Source organism: Streptomyces kryoterrae (genome assembly GCF_054072135.1).
The window spans coordinates 7,940,634-7,959,202 of record NZ_CM133358.1 but is presented as its reverse complement, the minus strand read 5'-3'; the positions used below and the strand labels follow the sequence as shown (position 1 = coordinate 7,959,202).

The window sequence follows — 18,569 nt, the reverse complement described above, 5'->3', positions numbered from 1 at the left end:
ACCGCCTCCTGGGCGGCCGTCGGGTACATGCGAAACCTGGAGATGGTCCCATCTTAGCATCGAGTTGGGTCCGGTGTCAGAATGGGACCATGACAAAGCATGTGAACCTCCGCCTACCCGATGACGTGCACGAGATGGCCGTCGCCGCCGCGACTGCCGACGACCGCTCCCTGAACTCGTGGCTGATCGCAGTCGTACGCCGCGCTACCGAGTCGAGTGAGGCGCTGAATCGCGTTGGCGGCAATTCGGCGATCCCTGCCCCACTACACGGGAGCGACCGTTCACCCCGACCCTGAAGGGCCGGACACCTTGCCCGAAAGCAAGGTGGAGAACCAGGCGTTGGAGCCTTTCGCGGCACCGGTGCGCAGGCCGGAGTTCGTTGGGGCGCGGGACTTCACGCCGGTGAGGTGAGCGCCCTGCCTCGGAGCCACGGCGGTGAGGCAGGACGCTCCCGGGATCGCGCGTCGCCGGTTCAGCCGGACAGCACGTCCAGGAGTCGGTCGACGTCCGACGGCGTGTTGTAGAGATGGAAGGCCGCGCGCAGGTTTCCGGCCCGGTCGGAGACCTCGACCCCGGCCCGGCTCAAGTCGGCCTGCCGGTGCCCGAGTCGCGGGACGGACACGATGGCCGAACCGGGCGCCGGTACGGGCTGGTGTCCCAGCCGGTCGAGCCCGGCGCGGAACCGGTCGGCGAGCGCGAGGTCATGGGCGCGTACGGTGTCCACGCCCAACTCCTCGATCAGGGCGAGGGAGTGGCGGGCGCCGGCGTAGGAGAACAGGCTCGGGCTCTCGTCGAACCGCCTTGCGGAGTGGGCTAGTTCGCGCACCGGGCCGTAGCAGCTGTCCCAGGGCTCCTCCCCCGCGACCCAGCCCGCGAACACGGGGGTCAGCCCGCCCAGGTCCTCGGGTACGACGAGGAAGGCCACGCCTCGCGGGCAGACCAGCCATTTGAAGGCGACGGAGGCGACGTAGTCGTAGGCGTCCGCGTCGACGGGCAGCCAGCCGGTGGCCTGGGAGGCGTCGATGTACGTACGGGCCCCGTGCTCGCGGGCGGCCTCGCGCAGCGCGGGCAGGTCGACGATGCGTCCGTCGGCGGACTGGGCGGCACTGACGGCGACAAGGGCGGTGCCGGGCCGGACGGATTCGGGGATCCGCTCCAGCGGCACGGTCCGTACCTTCAGGTCCCCGCGTACGTGGAACGGGTTGAGGACGGAGGTGAAGTCGTCCTCGGCGGTGAGGACTTCGGCGCCGGCGGGCAGCGAGGCGGCGATCAGCCCGCTGTAGACGGCGACGGAGCCGCCCGCCGCGACCCTGCGGTCGGACACCCCGACGAGCCGCGCGAAGGAGGAGCGCGCGGCCTCCACGTCGGCGAACATGTCCTGCGGCCGACCGTCGGCCACGGACTGCACGGCGTCGCGCATGGCGGCCACGGCGCGGGCGGGGAGGAGCCCGGTGCTCGCGGTGTTCAGATAGGTGGTCTTCGGAGCGAACTCGGCATGGACGAGGTCGCGGAGGTTCTCGGACGTCGAGGCTTTCGCGGAGGTCTCCATGGGACCACTCTGCGGCCCGACGATCCCCTCGTCCATTGCCGAATTCTGCACGGAGTCACGAAGGACTGCTTATGGATACGCCCTGAGCTGTGGTTTTCCTCCGCTGGGCTACTGCTGGGGTACGGCACACCCGTCGGGCCCGCAGACCTCGGCGCCGCCGCCCTCCGCCCGGACGACCTTGAGGGGAGCGGGCCGCTCGCCCCACGCCTGGGTGAGCGCCTGGGCGAAGACGTCGGCGGGCTGGGCGCCGGAGACGCCGTACTTCCGGTCGAGGACGAAGAACGGCACGCCGTTGGCGCCCAGTTCGGCGGCCTCGCGCTCGTCGGCGCGCACGGCGTCGGCGTACGCGTCCGGGTCGGCGAGTACGCCCCGGACGTCGTCGGCGTCGAGGCCGGCGGTGACGGCCAGCTCCACGAGCCGTTCGTCGTCGCCGAAGACGGACCGCTCCTCGGCGAAGTTCGCCCGGTAGAAGAGCTGGATCAGCTCGTCCTGGCGGCCCTTGTCCTTGGCGAGGTGGAGCAGCCGGTGCATGTCGAACGTGTTGCCGTTGTCACGGTCCCGGGTGCGGTACGCGAGCCCCTCGGCGGCGGCCTGCGCGCCCAGGTTCTCCTCCCCGGCCTGCGCCTGCGCCTCGCTCATGCCGTACTTCTTGGTGAGCATCTTGAGGACGGGCTGGATGTCACCCTTGGCGAGCCCCGGGTCCAGCTCGAACGACCGGTGCACCACCTCGACGCCGTCCCGGTGCGGGAAGGCGTCCAGCGCCTTCTCGAAGCGGGCCTTGCCGACGTAGCACCAGGGGCAGGCGATGTCGCTCCAGATCTCGACGCGCATGTCTTTGGCTCTCTCCAGGTCGAACGGGTACGGATTTATATGAACATTCAATCGGCTGGTTTCATTCCGTACCGCAGGAAGAGGTGGTGATCGCCCTCGGCAGGCGGGTTCTCCGGGTCCGGGACCCAGCCCAGACGCCGGTAGAAGGCCTGGGCGCGCTGGTTGTCGATGTGCACGTCGAGGGTGGCGGCCCGTTTGCCGTCGGCCCGCCAGCGCTCGACGCAGGCGGCGTGCAGGTCGGTGCCGATGCGGGCTCGCCAGAGGTCGGGGGCGACGTGGAACTGGAAGAGCTTGACCGTGTCGGCGGGGGCGCCCTCGTCCCTGCGGAAGGAGGCGACGCCGACGATGCGGTCCTGCTCGACCACGCACAGGACATGCGCGTCGGGACGCTCGATGCTGCTCCGCCAGGCGGCGACCCAGTCGCGGTCTGCGTCCGGCAGCCCGTCCGGGTAGTACGTCGACCGGGCGCGCAGGTACAGGTCCGTGATGGCGGCGGCCTCGGCGGGCAGCGCCGCCCGGATCACCCGGCTTCCGGTCACATGGTCATTGATCATGCACCGGAAGACGTGGCGGGTGGCCGCGACGGTTCCGGCTCAGCTGCCGTCCCGCAGGTCCTTCGGCCATTCCGGCCGGAACTCGATGTGGTCGTACGTCACCACGCACCCCTCCCCCATCGGCGACTGGGTCATGAAGCCGACCAGGGCCGCGTCGGCCTCCTTGTCGCCGCCCAGGGTGAACAGGCGGACGAAGGTCCACTTCTCCCCGTCGCGCGAGGCGTGGAAGGCGAAGGCACGGCCGGTGCGGCTGATCCGGAGCCAGACCGAACTGCCGTCCACGGTGAAGGAGTTGGCGTCATCGGAGTGTCCCCGGGTGACCACCGTGCAGACGGTCGGCACATCCGGGGAGTACTCCAGGCAGAGCTTGGCCCAGGCCCGTTCGCCGACATGGACGTAGAGCACCCCGGCGTCGAAGGCCGCCCCGAACCCGACGGTGACCCGGGCGATCAGCTGGAACTCCCCCTCCGGGGCGCCCAGCAGCCGCGGCGCGTCGGCGGCCGGGTCCAGCGCCTCCCCGGTGGGCGACACGAACCGATCCTGCCGGGGCCCTGCCCACCCGGTGAGCACTCCGTCCTCGAAGGACCAGTGCCCGTCGGGTCCATAAGTACGGAGGGGGAAAGGCAGTGGGGAAAGCTCCAAGTCCATTACCTGATTATCGCAGGCCCAGGCAGGCGCACCGATGGGGGCGCGGGGAACGCGACAAGCCACAACAGGCCCGCAGCCGCGAAATCCACCGCACCCCGAACGGCGTCAGCGCTCCAGGCGACCGTTGAACCGCCGAGGCAGCCCCAGCACGTTCTCGTCCCGCAGCTCGACCGGCAGCAGCGCGACAGGTGTGTTCTGGTAAGCCACCGGCCGCAGCCACCGCTCGACAGCCGTCCCACCGACCGAAGTCGACGTGGACGTCGTGGCAGGGTACGGCCCCCCGTGATGCTGGGCCGCGGCCACCGCGACCCCGGTCGGCCACGCGTTCACCAGCACGCGCCCGGCCAGCGGCGTCAGCTCGGCCAGGATCTCGGCGCCACGCCCCTCCCCCGCGGCTTCCTCCGCCGAGAGGTGGACCGTCGCCGTCAGGTTCCCCGGCAGCCGCGAGAGCACGGCGTTCGCCTCGGCGTCGTCCGCGTAGCGGGCCACCACGGTGACCGGCCCGAAGCACTCCTCCAGGAGCAGGTCGTACGCCCCCTCCACCGCCAGCTTCTCCGCCGCCACCGTGAGGAACCCCGCGCTGACCGTGTGCTCGCCGCCCGCACCCGGCGTCACCGGGGACTCGACGTCGGGCAGCTCGGCGCGCTCGGCGACCCCGGCGACGAAGTTGTCGCGCATCCGGTGGTCCAGGAGGACACCGGACGCGGTGTCGCTGACCGCCTCCGTCAGGGACTTCAGCAGGCGGTCGCCCGCCGCGCCGGCCGGCGCCAGCACCAGGCCGGGCTTCACGCAGAACTGGCCGACGCCCAGCGTCATGGAGCCCGCGAGCCCCGTACCGATCGCCTCGGCGCGCTCGTTGGCCGCCGCCTCCGTGATCACCACGGGGTTCAGCGAGCCCAGCTCGCCGTGGAACGGGATCGGGACCGGACGGGCCGCCGCCGCGTCGAACAGGGCCCGGCCGCCTCGTACGGAACCGGTGAAACCGGCCGCCGCGACCAGCGGGTGCTTGACCAGCTCGACGCCCGCCTCGAAGCCGTGGACCAGGCCGACGACACCCCCGGGGATGTCGTGCAGGGCCGCGGCCCGGCGCAGGACGGACGCGACCAGCTCGGACAGGCCCGGGTGGTCCGGGTGGGCCTTGACGACCACCGGGCAGCCGGCCGCGAGCGCGCTCGCGGTGTCGCCGCCGGCCACGGAGAAGGCGAAGGGGAAGTTGGAGGCCGAGTAGACGGCCACGACGCCCAGCGGCACCTTGTAGCGCCGCAGGTCCGGGATCGGCGGGGTCGCGGTGTCGTCGGGGTGGTTGATGACGACGTCGAGGTAGGCGCCCTCGTCGACGATGTCCGCGAAGGCCCGCAACTGGTAGCAGGTGCGGGCGAGTTCGCCGGTCAGCCGGACCGGGCCGAGCGCGGTCTCCGCGTCGGCCACCTCGACGAGCTGCTCCTTGGCCGCTTCGAGCTGCTCGGCGGCGCTGCGCAGGAAGGCCGCGCGGACCGTGCGGTCCACGAGGGCCGGGCGCGCGGCGTGCGCGGCGCGGACGGTGGAGTCCACCTCCTGGGCCGTGGCCTCGACAGCGACCTGCTCCCGCTGCTTCCCGGTACGGGGGTCGACACTCCAGACTGGTGCTGCTGCCACCGGGGGTCCCTCCAGATTGTGTTGCCATGTGTGATGCGAATTTCCCGCGTCATTCACCAGGTGCGTTCGATATGCTGAACACCGTCTCTGATGATGAATATGCTGTTGGAGACTATTTCCCGTCGAACGAAGGGGTCAAGGGCGATGTCGGCAGCCGAGACAGGCGGCGGGGCGCAGGTCAAGTCCGCGGTACGGACCGTTGAACTGCTGGAATACTTCGCCGGACGTCCCGGCATGCACTCCCTGGCAGTGGTCCAGGAGGCCGTCGGTTATCCCAAGTCCAGTCTCTACATGCTCCTGCGCACACTTGTCGACCTCGGCTGGGTCGAGACGGACGCCACGGGCACGCGCTACGGCATCGGCGTACGGGCCCTGTTGGTCGGCACCTCGTACATCGACGGCGACGAGGTGGTCGCAGTGGCCCGCCCGACCCTCGACCGGCTCTCCGACGACACGACGGAGACCATCCACCTGGCCCGGCTCGACGGCACGAACGTCGTCTACCTCGCCACCCGCCAGTCGCAGCACTACCTGCGCCCCTTCACCCGCGTCGGCCGCCGGCTGCCCGCCCATTCGACCTCCCTCGGCAAGGCGCTGCTGGCCACCCACACCGACGAGCAGGTCCGCAAGCTGCTCCCGGAGACGCTGCCCGCGCTGACCGAGCACACGATCACCGACCGGGAGAAGCTCATCGAGGAACTGCACCTGGTGCGCGAGCAGGGCTTCGCGGTGGACCGCGAGGAGAACACTCTGGGGCTGCGCTGTTTCGGCGTGGCGGTCCCGTACCGCACCCCCGCGCGGGACGCGATCAGCTGCTCGGTGCCCGTCGCGCGGCTCACCCCGGCCCATGAACAGATGGTCAAGGACGCCCTGTTCGACGCGCGCGACCGGCTGACGCTGGCCACCCGGAGGCTCTGAACGATGCGCTACTCACCTTCCCTGGACGTCGTGCTCCGCGAGGTCCACGACAGTGACCTGCCGGTCTTCTTCCGGCTGACGAACGACCCGGAGTCGCTGCGGATGGCCGCGTTCACGGCGGCGGACCCGACCGACCGGGACGCCTTCGAGGCCCACTGGGAGCGGATCCGTGCCGCGCCGGACGTTCTGAACCGCACGGTCCTCGTCGACGGTGACGTGGTGGGCAGCGCGGCGGTGTACGGCGAGCCGGGCGACCGCGAGGTGACGTACTGGATCGACCGCGCCTACTGGGGGCGCGGTGTCGCGACGGCCGCCCTGCGCGCGCTGGTCGCCGAGGCCGCGGAGCGCCCCCTGCACGCGCGTGCCGCCGCCGACAACGCGGGCTCGCTGCGGGTCCTGGAGAAGTGCGGTTTCCGCGTGTCCGGGCACGACCGGGGGTTCGCGCAGGCGCGCGGCACGGAGATCGACGAGGTCCTGCTGACGCTGGAGGCCTGACCGGACCGTCGTGCGACCGCACAGGCGGCACAGGCCCGCACAGGCAGCACAGGTGTCCCTTACAGCTTCCCGGGTTTCCTGAATGCGCCATGAGAAATCAGGCGGAGGGGAACGTTCCGTTCGGCGCCGCTCGTCTTCGGAGCGGGATGAACAAAACGATCAGGCGCGCCTCCGTCTTCTCACTGCTGCTTGTGCTCTCCCTGCTGGTCAGGGCGACATGGGTGCAGTTCTACGACGGTCAGGCGCTCGCGGACGACAGCAAGAACCGGCGGAACGCGATCGCGCTGTACGCGAACCCGCTCGGGAACATCATCGTGGCCGGCGAGTCGGTCACCGGCTCGAAGGAGACAAGCAGCGGAGATCTGAAGTACCAGCGGACGTACACGGACGGGAAGCTCTACGCCGCCGTGACCGGTTACAGCACGCCGCTGTTCACGCCGACGCAGCTGGAGGGCATCTACAAGGACGTGCTCGACGGCTCGGACAGCAGACTCACGACCGTCATGGACACGGTCACCAAGGAGCACGCGGCTCCGGGGAACGTGATCACGACGATCGACCCCGACGTGCAGAAGGCGGCCTACGCGGCGCTCGGCGACAAGAAGGGCGCGGCCGTCGCCATCGACCCGAGGACCGGCAAGATCCTCGCCATGGTGTCGACTCCGTCGTACGACCCGTCGACGATCACCGGCGCGAGCGACGGCGCCGCCTGGACCAAGCTCACCGAGGACGCCGACAAACCGCTGGTCAACCGGGCGATACGGCAGCCGCTGCCGCCGGGTTCGACGTTCAAGCTGGTGGTCGCGGCGGCGGCCCTGGAGGACGGGCTGTACGGGTCGGTGGACGAGCGCACGGACAGCCCGGACCCTTACACGCTGCCCGGGACGACCCGTGAGCTGACGAACGAGAACCCGAACGCGCCCTGTGAGAACGCCACGATGCGGGTCGCGCTGCAGTACTCCTGCAACAACGTCTTCGCGAAGATGGCCGTCGACCTCGGGCAGGACAAGGTCAGGGCGATGGCGGAGAAGTTCGGCTTCAACGACGAGAAGCAGGACGTGCCGGTGCGGGCGTACCCGAGCGTGTACCCCTCGGACATGGAGAAGTCGCAGACCGCGCTGACGGGCATCGGGCAGTTCGATGTCACGGCGACGCCGTTGCAGATGGCGATGGTGTCCGCCGCGATAGCCAACGGCGGCAAGCTGGTCTCGCCGCACATGGTGTCGCAGGTCACGAACTCCGACGGGGATGTGCTGGAGGACTACGACAACGAGGCGTCGACGAAGGAGATCGTCAGCTCCGGGACGGCTGAGCAACTGCAGTCGGCCATGCAGACGGTCGTCTCCGACGGGACGGGGACGAACGCGCGGATCGCCGGGGCGACGGTGGGAGGCAAGACGGGGACGGCTCAGCACGGGGAGAACAACAGCCAGACGCCCTATGCCTGGTTCACGTCCTACGCGAAGTCCGACTCCAACGGGAAGGAGGTCGCCGTGACCGTGCTGGTCGAGCAGTCGGGGGCGGCCCGGTCCGAGGTGAGTGGGAACGGGCTGGCTGCACCGGTTGCCAAGGCGATGATGAGCGCCGCGCTGGCTGGGTAGGTTTCTCGGCTGCTGCGCCGTCGTGGTTTTTCGCGCCCACGCAGTGGAGCCGCAAATCGATACAGCCCCGCGCCCCCATAAAGGGCGCGGGTTCCCTGCACCCCTGTCTACTTCGTACCGAAGAGCTGCTGAACGGGGTCGATCGCGAAGTAGATCAGGAACAGTGCGCTCGTGCCCCACAGGAGCCAGTGGACCTCCTTCGCCTTGCCGAGGACCGCCTTGATGAGGACGTAGGCCAGGAAGCCGGCGCCGATGCCGTTGGTGATCGAGTACGTGAACGGCATCACGGCGATCGTCAGGAACGCGGGGATGGCGACCTCGTACTTGTCCCAGTCGATGTGCTTGACCTGGGTCATCATCAGGAAGCCCACCGCGACCAGGGCGGGGGCGGCGGCCTGCATCGGGACGATCGTCAGGATCGGCGTGAAGAAGAGCGCGCAGGCGAACAGGCCACCGGTGACCAGGTTGGCGAAGCCGGTACGCGCACCTTCGCCGACGCCCGCCGCCGACTCGATGAACGAGGTCGCCGAGGACGAGGAGCTCGCGCCGCCCGCGACCGCCGCCGCGCCGTCGATGAGCAGCACGCGGCCGAGGCCCGGGACCTTGCCGTCCTCGTCGAGCAGGCCGGCCTCGGCGGTGATGCCGACGACCGTGCCCATGGTGTCGAAGAAGTCCGACAGGATCAGGGTGAAGATCAGCAGGACGACGGTGATCACCGTGGTCTCACCGAACGCGCCGAACAGGCTGAAGCGGCCGATCAGCCCGAAGTCGGGGGTGTCCGCGATCTTGTCGGGCCAGGCCGGCGTGGTCAGGCCCCAGCTCTTGACGTCGGCGACCGAGTTGATGATCAGTGCGAGGAACGTCATCGTGACGATGCTGATCAGGATCGCGCCCCTCACCTTGCGCGCGATCAGCCCGATGGTCAGCAGGACACCGAGGCAGAAGACGACGATCGGCCAGCCGCTGAGCGTGCCCGTGCCGCCGAGCTGCACCGGGACCGTGGTGTTCGCGGCGTCCGGGATACGGCTGACGAAACCGGCGTCGACAAAGCCGATGAAGGCGATGAACAGGCCGATGCCCACACCGATCGCCGCCTTGAGCGGCCCCGGGATGGCGTGCATGATCGCTTCTCTGAGGCCGGTCACCACCAGGACGCAGATCAGCAGACCTTCCAGGACGACCAGGCCCATCGCGTCGTCCCAGCTCATCAGCGGGGCGATCTGGAAGGCGACCACCGCGTTGAGGCCGAGGCCCGCGGCGAGGGCGAGCGGGAGGTTGCCGCCGACGCCCATGATGATCGTCATCACCGCGGCCACCAGGGCGGTGGCGGTGACGAGCTGGACGTTGTCGAGCTGGTGGCCGAACTTGTCCTTGGCGCTGCCCAGGATGATGGGATTCAGGACAAGGATGTAGGCCATCGTGAAGAAGGTGGCGAAGCCGCCGCGTACTTCACGGACGAAGGTGGATCCCCGCTCGGAGATCTTGAAGAAGCCGTCGACGCTGTTCGCCGCGGGAGGCGCGGCGTTCGGCCGGTCAGCCACCTTCTGTGGGTCGGACATTGCGGATACTCCTCGTTGCCTGGTTGTCGGTGTGCGGATGCAGGCTGGATTGTTCCTGTGTTGAACCGTTCTCAGGTTTTCTCCGTGTTACGGAATCAGGATCGGCCTGTCGTACGACCCTCGAAGAGCCGTACCCACGCCTGATACTCTCTCGGCTCTCGCGCCAAACGATCACCATCCCTTCACCGGCGCACCACGGCGGCCGTATACGCAGACGCCCGGTTTCGGCCGTCAGCCACCGCCGGCCTGGGAAAACTCAGTGAAACTAAGGGGGAGAGTTCGCCCGTGGGCACTGTGGTCGACGACGCAGCCTCCGTGGAGTTCCATGCCTTCTTCGAGCGGCACTACGCCGAACTCGCACGCCTGGCCCACCTGCTGACGGGCGAGGCGGACGCAGCCGACGACCTGGCGGCGGACGCGCTGCTCGCGCTGTGGCACCGCTGGGACCGGGTGCGGGCCGCCGACCATCCGGTGGCGTACGCACGTGGTGTGGTCGCCAATCTGGCCAAGACCCGTATCCGCAGCGCGGTCCGGGAACGCCGGAGGATCACCCTGTTCTGGTCACAGCGGGACGAGAAGACGGAGAATCCCGACATACCTGGCGCCGTGGATGTCCAGGAGGCCCTGCGCAGGCTGCCGTTCCGCAAGAGGGCGTGTGTGGTGCTCCGGCACGCCTTCGACCTCTCGGAGAAGGACACGGCGCTCGCACTGGGCGTTACTGTCGGTACGGTCAAAAGCCAGACGTCCAAGGGAATGGCCGAACTGCAGCGGCTCCTTGGCGCCGACGAGGCCCCGCTTCGAGTGCGTACCCCTGTACGCACCACCGGCGGAGCGGGAGGGACGAACCGATGAGGACGCCGCACGACGAGCTGCGCGCCGGGCTGCACGAGGCGGCCGAGGCGTACGAGCCCGACCGCGCGCGCATCCTCGCGCGGGTCGAGCGCGGTATGGCCGCCGGTCCCGAGGAGAAGCGCTCCCGGCGCCGGGCGACGCGTCCGCCGCTGCTGGCCTGGGCTCGGGTCGCGGGTGCCACCGCCGCCGTCTCCGGGATTCTCGCGATGGGCGGGTACGCGCTGGCCTCCGTGGTGAAGAGCGACGAGACCCCGGCCGATCCGACCGTCTCGGTCTCGCCGTTGCCGACCCCGTCGCCGGACGCGACCAGCCGTGCACCGGTCCAGCCGGCCCCGGACCCGTCGGGCGGCGGCAAGGCCCGGGACGACGAGCCGAGTTCGACGCCGACGCCCACTCCGACGCCGAAGGCCTCGAACACGGCGGCGGCGCAGGCCGCGAAGGGCACCGAGGACGGGCCCCTGTGGTCGGACGGCTCGATCGATCCGCACAGCAACGACTTCTGGGCGCAGAGCAACGTCACCATCAAGACGTCCAAGCAGCTCACCGCGCTCACCGTCGAGCTGAAGGTCGCCGACACCGGCGGGGTCACCTCCACGGGCGCCTGGCGAGCGGCTCCGGAGGACGACTTCGACCTGACGGTCGCCGAGCGCGACGGCTTCCTGGTCTACACGTGGGTCCTCAAGGAGGGCCGCACGGTCCAGCCGGGCGAGTGGGTCTTCGCGGGCCAGTACGACCACACGCGCGGTGGCCGGGACGCGAAGGACGACACCTACGGGGTGACGGCGGAAGCGGCGGGCAAACAGCTCGCCGTGAAGGGCGACTTCGCAGGCCAGGACGACAACGACAAGTCCGACGAGGGCGACTCGTGAAGCGGTAGCGGCACCTCGCGAAGAATTTCCGCGGACGCGGCAACCCTTTCCGCTCGGGCGGCGACCAGGAGACGCACACATCTCCTCGCCACCAGGGAACACGGTTCATGACCGCACGAGTCGAACAGCGCGTCCGCCGCCGGGCCACCGGCCGGCAGGCCGCGATCGCCAGTGCCGCCGCCATCCGGCCGACGGCCAGGGGCAGCGAGGACGAGGGCCGGTACCCGATCTTCGAGCCGCGCTCCTGCGGCAACCGCGGGACGCGGGTCGGGCGCACGATCGTGAGCAGCGAGATCGACGCGACCGCGCCGGGCAAGGTGCTGGTCGGCGTGAACGCGAACCAACAACAAGAGCAAGGAACCGACCGAAACCGGCAGCGGTACGGACGGAACCACAGACAAGTTCTCGCCATCTGACATCACGTACAAGTAAGTCACCCTTCCAGCACGACGGAGCCGGCAGCCGTGAGCACGCACAAGAGAAACCTCAGTCGCCGCAGGTTGCTGGCCGCTTCCGCCGTGGGCGTGGCCGGTACGGGCGCCGCGGTGGCGACCGGCAGCGGTCTGCTGTCGTCCGCTTCAGCGGCTACTTTCGGCCACACCGACGACGGCACCAACTTCGTGATCAACACCGGGGCCTCGCTCGTCTTCAAGGTCTCCAAGAAGACCGGCGACCTCACCTCCCTGGTCTACCGGGGCAAGGAGTACGAGGGCTACGGCGGCAGGCACTCGCACGTCGAGTCGGGGCTCGGGGCGTCCACGGTGACCGTCAGGCAGTCGGGCTCGACGATCCTGGTGAAGGTCGTGCACGGGCCGATCACCCAGTGGTACGCGGCGCGCAGCGGCCAGAACAACGTCTACCTGTGGACGAACAAGGCGGACGCCTCCTTCACGGCGACCCGCTTCCTCGTCCGCCTCAGGCCGGGGATGTTCCCGAACGAGGGATCCGACTCCTGGATCGAGGCCTCCGACAAGATCATCGAGGCCGGGGACGTCTGGAGGCGCGGTGACGGCACCACGCACTCCAAGCACTACTCGGGCAAGCGGGTCATCGACTACGACCACATCGGCTTCACCACCGGTTCGGTCGGCCTGTGGATCGTGCGCTCCAACCACGAGAAGGCCTCCGGCGGCCCCTTCTACCGCTCGCTGCTGCGCCACTCGAACGACAAGGGCGCGGGACTGTACGAGATCCTGCACTACAACGAGGCCCAGACAGAGCCGGAACGTTTCGGCCTGCAGGGCCCGTACGTCCTCGCCTTCACGGACGGCGGCGCCCCCTCGTCCTCCCTCGCCGCCGCCCGCCTCGACACCTCCTGGGTGGACGGGCTCGGCATCACGGGCTGGGTGGGCGCGGCCGGGCGCGGCAAGGTGGCCGGCGTCGGCATCAAGGGGATGGATGCGAAGTACCCGTACACCGTGGGCTTCGCGAACGCGGGCGCCCAGTACTGGGCGAGGGCTGCCTCCGGCACCGGCGCCTTCTCCTGCAAGGGGATGCTGCCGGGGACGTACACGCTGACCGTGTACAAGGGTGAGCTGGCCGTACACAGCGGGTCGGTGACGGTGAAGGCGGGCGGCACGACCGCCCTCAACAGCGTCACCGTGACCGGGGACCCGTCCGCCGCGAAGACCATCTGGCGGCTCGGGGACTGGGACGGCACGCCCGGCGAGTTCAAGAACGCCAAGCTGATGACGTACGCGCATCCGTCGGACGGCCGCGCCGCGAAGTGGACGGGGAACGTCACCATCGGCGGCGGCTCACAGACACCGTCGGCGGACTTCCCGGCCTACATGTGGAGCGGCGTCAACGACGGCATCCTCGTCTACTTCAAGCTGACCGCGGCCCAGGCCGCCGCCACGCACACCCTGCGCATCGGCGTGACGGACGCCTTTGCGGGCGGGCGCCCGCGCGTCACGGTCAACGACTGGGTGTCGGCGATCCCCTCGGCATCCGCTCAGCCCTCGACCCGCTCCCTCACCACTGGGTCATATCGGGGGAACAACCGTACGATCACGTACAGCGTCCCCAGTAGTGCGTGGAAGACCGACACGAGTCAGTACAACGTGCTGAAGATCAACATCGTCAGTGGTTCGAGCGGCACGGCGTTCCTCAGCCCGGGCACCTCGTTCGACTGCCTGGATCTGCTGGCCTGACCCCCCCTCGGCCAGTCAGAGAGCCCCCTGCCGGTGACGACCGGCAGGGGGCTCGTTCTCCTTACGGGGTACGTCAGTTCATGGTCGCCCCGATGACCGTCGAGGCCACGGTCAGGAACGTGGTCGCCGGCAGCGAGCCGTTCGACTGGCGGGCACCGTAGGCCGTCGTGGCGTCCTTCGACTTCAGCGCCGGTGTCGAGACGCCGCTGTCCCAGTTGTTGGCCGCCGAGACGGTGGACGAACCGAGCTTGGACAGGCCGCCCTTGTTGCCCACCGCGAGGTTTCTCGCGAGGCGGGCCTTGCCGGTGGCGAAGTAGAAGCCGGTCTGGGCGTTGGCGTAGGCGGTGTTGCGGTTGAGCAGGATCGCACCGGTGTTGGAGTTCTCCGTGAACCCGTGCAGGTTGTTGTCCCAGGCCGCGTTGTTGTTGACGACATGCGCGACCGAGGCGCCCCCGCCGCCCAGCTTGAAGCCGTTGCCGTTGCCCTCGAACGCGGAGTCGTGCCAGCGGTTCCTGCCGTTGCCGAAGGCCCAGCTGTGCTCGATGGTGACGGGGGTGGAGAACTGCCAGAGGTCGAGCCCGTCGTCCGCGTTGTTGTAGAGGCGCGCTCCGGTGATCCGGTTTCCGGTGCCGGAGCCGAACTTGATGGCGAGGCCGTCGGCGTTCTGGCCGTGGCCCGCGGGGTCGTAGTTGAGGTAACTGTCCAGGTTCTGCACGAGGTTGTCGCTCGTACCGTCGCCGCGCAGGGTGAACCCGGAGTCGCCGTTGCTCGCGGTGACGAGGTTCCTGAAGATCCCGCCGACGGACGAGGTGACGACGAAGCCCTGGGCCGGGGAGTTCTGGAAGGCCAGGTCCTGAACGGTCCAGTAGTCGCCGTAGATCCCGGCCAGCCAGGACCCGGCGGGCAGCTTGGAACCGTCGATCCTCACCTTCTCGCCGCCGTACGCCCGGAGCGTGATCCTGGCCGAACTCGTGCCGTTCGCCGTCGACTTGAGGGTGGCCTTCGGGTAGTACGTGCCGGCGCGCACCTGGATGACGGTGCCGGCCGCCGCGTTCTTCACCGCGGACTCCAGCTGAGCGGTACTGGAGACGGTGACCGTGGTGCCGGCAGCGCTCGCTCCGTCGGGCGAGAGGCCGAGATAGACGCCACCCGCACCCGAGGCGAGGGCCACCGCCGCGGCGATGGAGAAGGTGGGGTTTCTGCGGTGACGGCCGGTGCCGATGCGCACGGGGCGTTCCTTTCCTCGGGGCTGGGACCGCGTTCGTTCCCTGAGAGACAAGCCGGGCTGAGGCCCCGATGAGGTGAGGCCACAGCCCGGCTCTGCCGTCTTGTTGCCGCCCGGCCGAAAAGGGTTGCCGTGGTCCGTACGATGTGCGATCGGACCAGTGAGGAGCCGAGGCTCAGCTCACGAAGTACGTCGGGTTGGGAAGCTTGTACGTCTTGTCCGCGTAGCCGCCGTCGAGATCCGAGTACTGGTCGCCGAAGTTGGCGATGATGTCGTACCCGAGGTCCTCGATGTGCCCCCGGGTGCCGGACTTGTACTGCACGGTCGTGCAGGTCCAGGCACCGGGCGTGGCGCAGGCGCTCAGGTAGGCGGGCGGGTTGGCCGCGTCCTTGAGGAACATGTGGTCGGCGTCGAGGTTGATGTCGGCGCCGACCTTCTTCAGGTTCGCGACGGCCGCGGCGCGCTGCGACTCCTTCAGACCGGAGTTGTAGAACACCTCGACGCCCTTGGCCTTGGCGTAGGCGACCAGCTCGGGCGTGCCGAAGACGGCCGGGCGGTCGGCCTTGGCCACGTAGTCGGCCCAAGTGGCCGAGTTGTACGTGTAGTTGGTCTTCCTCTCGTAGTCGAGAGAGAGCAGCAGCGTGTCGTCGATGTCGAAGACGACCGCGGGCTTCTCGCCCTTGTGCAGCGCCTTGCGCGCCGTCTTGTCGATGTAGTGCCTGGCCGCCGACTCGATCTGAGCCAGGTCCTTGGCGTACTGGCTGCTCGTCGAGGCCTGGTACACACCGTTGGCGTCCGGCGCGGTGCCGTAGTAGGTGTCGATGTCCTTGACCAGGAGCCCGATGTTGTAGGGCTCGTGGGTGGAGTTCGCCGTGGACTGGTGGGCGGTGGCCGCGCCTGTGCCGTACAGGGCGGCGCCCGCGACGGCACAGGCGACAGTGAGCGTCGCGAACCGGAGTGACTTATGCATGTCAGGTTTCTACGCGCGTCACCCTCGCGGTTGCCAGACCTTTTGCCTGATCTATATCAAGTCGATAGGGGTAGGAAACCAGCCATTGAGGAGTGGAGGGTGCGGCAGTGACGCCGCACCCCTCGGTTCATCTCTCAGCTCGCCTTGACGGGCGGTCAGTTCATCGTCGCCCCGATCGTGCTGCTGCCCGTGGTCAGGAACGTGGTCGCGGGCAACGTCCCGTCCGCGGCACGGGAGTTGTACGTGGTCGAGGCGTTCGTGGACACGAAGGACGGGGTCGGGATCCCGGAGTCCCAGTTGTTGCCGGACGAGGTGACCGACGAGCTCCTGCTCACCGACCCGGAGCTGTTGCCGACCGCCAGGTTCTTGCCGAGTTTGGCGGCACCGGTGGCGAAGTAGTAGCCCCACTTGGCGTTGGCGTAGGCGGTGGTGCGGTTGATGACGATGGCGCCCTTGTTGCTGTTCTCGGTGAAGCCGTTGCCCGCGTTGTCCCAGGCGGCCGAGTTGTTGATGACATGGGCCACGGTCTCGCCGTCGCCGCCCAGCTTGTAGCCGTTGCCGTCACCCGCGAACGCCGAGTCGGACCAGCGGTTCCTGCCGTTGCCCATCGACCAGGTGTGCTCGACGGTGACCGGCGACGAGAAGGACCAGAAGTCCAGCCCGTCGTCCGAGTTGTTGTAGAGGCGGGCGCCGGTGATGAGGTTGCCGGTGCCGGAGCCGAACTTCACGGCGATGCCGTCGGCGTTCTCGCCGTGGTTGGCGGGGTCGTAGTTGCCGTACGAGTCGATGTTCCTGACGGTGTTGTTCGTGGTGTTGTCGCCGGTGAGCGTGAAGCCGGAGTCGCCGCCGTTGATGGTCTTGATGTTGCTCCAGACCGTGGAGGCGCAGGACTGGCAGACGACCGCGCTGTCCGGCGAGTTCTGGAACGTGATGTTGGAGACGGTCCAGTAGTCGGCGGTCAGCTTGAAGATCCAGTCACCGTCGGGCAGGTTCGACCCGTCGATCCTGACCGTCTCCGAGCCGTACGGCTGGAGGTATATGCGGCTGGCGGACGTGCCGTTGGCCGTCGACTGGAGGGTGGCCGTCGGGTAGTACGTACCGGCCCGCACCTGGATGACGGTACCGGCGGTGGCGCTGGAGATGGCGCTGCTCAGCTGGGCGGAGGTGGAGACGACCACGGTCGCGGCCTGGGCGGGGGTGGGGAGTACCGCGAGGCCGACACCGGCGGTGGTGACGGCGAGAGCGGCGAGCGAGCTCTTGGTGCGAGTGGCGCGGGTGGTACGAGTGATACGACGCATGACGTGCGGGTCCTTTCGTCGTAACGGGGAGGGGAGTCGGTGCAGCGGTGGGGGGTTGGGGAAAAGCGGTCGGGGGCGGGTTGCGGGGGTTGGGGACGGCGTCCAGCCATGTGAAGACGTCGTCCTGCGGGGGTGCGGTCACCTTCTCGGCCGTGAACCCGAGTCACAGCGCTGCGAGGTGCGGGCGGCGTTCACCTCACGAAACGCCACTCCGGCCTTGCGGGCCTCATAGGCGAGGAGGTGCTGCCCGAGCTGATGGAACGGCCTTCAGACGGCGGGCCGGCCTACGAGTGGCGGACGGTGTGTTCTTCGTCCGGAGTTCAGCACGCTTGCCGGTCTGCCGGCGCGTACGTCGCCCCACCTCCCGGTCACGGCCGTTCATAGGGGCACCAGTCGCCGAGATACGTCCGCCGCGTGTGCTCGGCGGCCTCCGCCGGTGTGAGCTGCGGCCGGTTCTCCGGCACCGGGATCACCGCGCCCGGACCGGAGTTGCCGTACTCACGAAAGCGCATGGTCTGCCAGGGGTAGGCCTCGCGCATGTTGATGTAGGGGGTCACCGCGTCGATGCCCGGGCCGAGCCAGGTGTCCCGAACGACCAACGAGGGCCAGGCGGTTGTCTCGTACGACGGCACCCAGGGCCGGGCGATCCTGTACGCGCCGTCCTCCGCGCCCGAGGTCACCAGTCCGCGCACGGCCAGGAAGCCGTAGGGGTTGGCGCGGGCCGTGGCGGGCGCGAAGACCATGCCCTCGGGCTTGAAGGCGACGTCCCGGTCGAGGGTGTGGAAGTGGCAGCGCTCGAAGACGGCCCGCGCCCGCCCGAAGACGAAGTCGACGTCGCCCTCGATGTAGCAGTCGCGGTAGTAGTGCCGGTCGAAGGCGGTCAGTGCCGTCGTGTCCGCGAACAGGGTGTCCTGGTGGGCCAGGAACCGGACACGCGTGAACTGCGACCGGTCCCCCGTGACATACGCGGCGACGGCCTGCGTCCCCGTGATCTCGGGGTGGTCCGCGCGCAGCCAGTCGTTGGCGAGGGTCAGGTCGCGTACGGTCAGGCCGGGCGCCGCCGAGGTGAGGGTGGCGGAGCCGGCGGTGCCGTAGGTGCCCGAACCGTCGGGTTTCCGGGTGCCGTTGGCGTTGTCGTACACGATGACGGTGTCGCGCGGGTCGTGGGTGGCACCGCGAATCGTCAACTCGGCTGCCGAGGCAGGGATGTTGACGACTTCGCGGTACGTCCCCGGATGCACGACGATCGTCCGGCCGGCCCCGCCCGCCGCCACCACCGTGTCCACGGCGGCCTGGACCGACCCGCCGGGACGGACATGCAGGACGCGGCGGCCGGCGGACGCGAGGGCGGGAGCCGTGCCGGTGGCGATCAGGCCGCCGGTGAACCCGGTGAGCAGTGTGCGTCGGCGCAT

At 69.2% G+C, this 18,569-nt stretch carries 19 protein-coding genes; 8 read left to right on the top strand and 11 right to left on the bottom strand.

Going from position 1 to position 18,569, the window contains the following annotated elements:
- The first annotated feature begins 89 nt into the window (after positions 1-89).
- Entirely contained in the window at positions 90-296 is a 207-nt protein-coding gene (locus tag ACW4TU_RS35325; RefSeq protein ID WP_457419979.1) for an Arc family DNA-binding protein, read from the top strand.
- 176 nt (positions 297-472) lie between these two features.
- Here the strand turns inward: ACW4TU_RS35325 and ACW4TU_RS35320 are convergent, their stop codons facing one another.
- From ACW4TU_RS35320 to ACW4TU_RS35300, 5 genes are all read right to left on the bottom strand, one after another.
- A complete protein-coding gene (locus ACW4TU_RS35320) occupies positions 473-1,585 on the bottom strand; it encodes an aminotransferase class V-fold PLP-dependent enzyme (protein ID WP_457419977.1) in 1,113 nt (370 codons plus the stop codon).
- A 72-nt stretch (positions 1,586-1,657) separates the two neighbouring features.
- Positions 1,658-2,380: a DsbA family oxidoreductase gene (locus tag ACW4TU_RS35315; protein WP_457419975.1), complete on the bottom strand. Its 723-nt coding sequence runs from the start codon at positions 2,378-2,380 to the stop codon at positions 1,658-1,660.
- A 47-nt stretch (positions 2,381-2,427) separates the two neighbouring features.
- Positions 2,428-2,934, bottom strand: coding sequence for a GNAT family N-acetyltransferase (locus ACW4TU_RS35310; protein ID WP_457419973.1), 507 nt, complete (start codon positions 2,932-2,934; stop codon positions 2,428-2,430).
- Positions 2,935-2,973: 39 nt separating this feature from the next.
- The gene (locus ACW4TU_RS35305; RefSeq protein ID WP_457419971.1) at positions 2,974-3,582 is read right to left on the bottom strand and encodes a DUF1349 domain-containing protein; all 609 of its coding nucleotides are present in this window, start codon (positions 3,580-3,582) and stop codon (positions 2,974-2,976) included.
- 105 nt (positions 3,583-3,687) lie between these two features.
- Positions 3,688-5,217 (bottom strand): aldehyde dehydrogenase (NADP(+)), encoded by a 1,530-nt coding sequence (locus ACW4TU_RS35300; protein WP_457419969.1) that lies wholly within the window; start codon positions 5,215-5,217, stop codon positions 3,688-3,690.
- Positions 5,218-5,361: 144 nt separating this feature from the next.
- On the opposite strand from ACW4TU_RS35300, the gene ACW4TU_RS35295 reads away from it, so the two are divergent.
- The 3 genes from ACW4TU_RS35295 to ACW4TU_RS35285 all read left to right on the top strand — a co-directional run bounded on the left by ACW4TU_RS35295 (position 5,362) and on the right by ACW4TU_RS35285 (position 8,231).
- Positions 5,362-6,135, top strand: coding sequence for an IclR family transcriptional regulator (locus tag ACW4TU_RS35295; protein ID WP_164413102.1), 774 nt, complete (start codon positions 5,362-5,364; stop codon positions 6,133-6,135).
- A 3-nt stretch (positions 6,136-6,138) separates the two neighbouring features.
- Positions 6,139-6,630, top strand: a complete 492-nt coding sequence (locus ACW4TU_RS35290; protein WP_457419966.1) for a GNAT family N-acetyltransferase — start codon at positions 6,139-6,141, stop codon at positions 6,628-6,630.
- Between the two features lie 146 nt (positions 6,631-6,776).
- Positions 6,777-8,231, top strand: coding sequence for a peptidoglycan D,D-transpeptidase FtsI family protein (locus ACW4TU_RS35285; RefSeq protein ID WP_457419964.1), 1,455 nt, complete (start codon positions 6,777-6,779; stop codon positions 8,229-8,231).
- Positions 8,232-8,338: 107 nt separating this feature from the next.
- Here ACW4TU_RS35285 and ACW4TU_RS35280 read toward each other — a convergent pair whose 3' ends face one another.
- A complete protein-coding gene (locus tag ACW4TU_RS35280) occupies positions 8,339-9,790 on the bottom strand; it encodes an NCS2 family permease (protein WP_457419962.1) in 1,452 nt (483 codons plus the stop codon).
- 285 nt (positions 9,791-10,075) lie between these two features.
- Between ACW4TU_RS35280 and ACW4TU_RS35275 the strand changes: the two genes are divergently transcribed.
- The 4 genes from ACW4TU_RS35275 (at position 10,076) to ACW4TU_RS35260 (ending at position 13,664) form a co-directional block, all read left to right on the top strand.
- Entirely contained in the window at positions 10,076-10,642 is a 567-nt protein-coding gene (locus ACW4TU_RS35275; protein ID WP_457419960.1) for a SigE family RNA polymerase sigma factor, read from the top strand.
- Positions 10,639-11,511, top strand: a complete 873-nt coding sequence (locus ACW4TU_RS35270) for a hypothetical protein (RefSeq protein ID WP_457419958.1) — start codon at positions 10,639-10,641, stop codon at positions 11,509-11,511. Before ACW4TU_RS35275 ends, ACW4TU_RS35270 begins: the two co-directional genes overlap by 4 nt.
- 107 nt (positions 11,512-11,618) lie before the next feature.
- The gene (locus ACW4TU_RS35265) at positions 11,619-11,927 is read left to right on the top strand and encodes a hypothetical protein (protein ID WP_457419956.1); all 309 of its coding nucleotides are present in this window, start codon (positions 11,619-11,621) and stop codon (positions 11,925-11,927) included.
- 48 nt (positions 11,928-11,975) lie between these two features.
- Positions 11,976-13,664, top strand: a complete 1,689-nt coding sequence (locus ACW4TU_RS35260) for a rhamnogalacturonan lyase B N-terminal domain-containing protein (RefSeq protein ID WP_457419954.1) — start codon at positions 11,976-11,978, stop codon at positions 13,662-13,664.
- Positions 13,665-13,737: 73 nt separating this feature from the next.
- Here ACW4TU_RS35260 and ACW4TU_RS35255 read toward each other — a convergent pair whose 3' ends face one another.
- The 5 genes from ACW4TU_RS35255 to ACW4TU_RS35235 form a co-directional block, all read right to left on the bottom strand.
- Positions 13,738-14,892, bottom strand: a complete 1,155-nt coding sequence (locus ACW4TU_RS35255; protein ID WP_457419952.1) for a right-handed parallel beta-helix repeat-containing protein — start codon at positions 14,890-14,892, stop codon at positions 13,738-13,740.
- A 172-nt stretch (positions 14,893-15,064) separates the two neighbouring features.
- Positions 15,065-15,859 carry an HAD family acid phosphatase gene (locus tag ACW4TU_RS35250; protein WP_457419950.1) on the bottom strand — a complete coding sequence of 265 codons (795 nt, stop codon included), beginning with the start codon at positions 15,857-15,859 and terminating at the stop codon, positions 15,065-15,067.
- A 155-nt stretch (positions 15,860-16,014) separates the two neighbouring features.
- Positions 16,015-17,157 carry a right-handed parallel beta-helix repeat-containing protein gene (locus ACW4TU_RS35245; RefSeq protein WP_457419948.1) on the bottom strand — a complete coding sequence of 381 codons (1,143 nt, stop codon included), beginning with the start codon at positions 17,155-17,157 and terminating at the stop codon, positions 16,015-16,017.
- 138 nt (positions 17,158-17,295) lie between these two features.
- Positions 17,296-17,367 (bottom strand): hypothetical protein, encoded by a 72-nt coding sequence (locus ACW4TU_RS35240; protein ID WP_457430487.1) that lies wholly within the window; start codon positions 17,365-17,367, stop codon positions 17,296-17,298.
- A 158-nt stretch (positions 17,368-17,525) separates the two neighbouring features.
- Positions 17,526-18,569, bottom strand: a complete 1,044-nt coding sequence (locus tag ACW4TU_RS35235) for a pectinesterase family protein (RefSeq protein WP_457419946.1) — start codon at positions 18,567-18,569, stop codon at positions 17,526-17,528.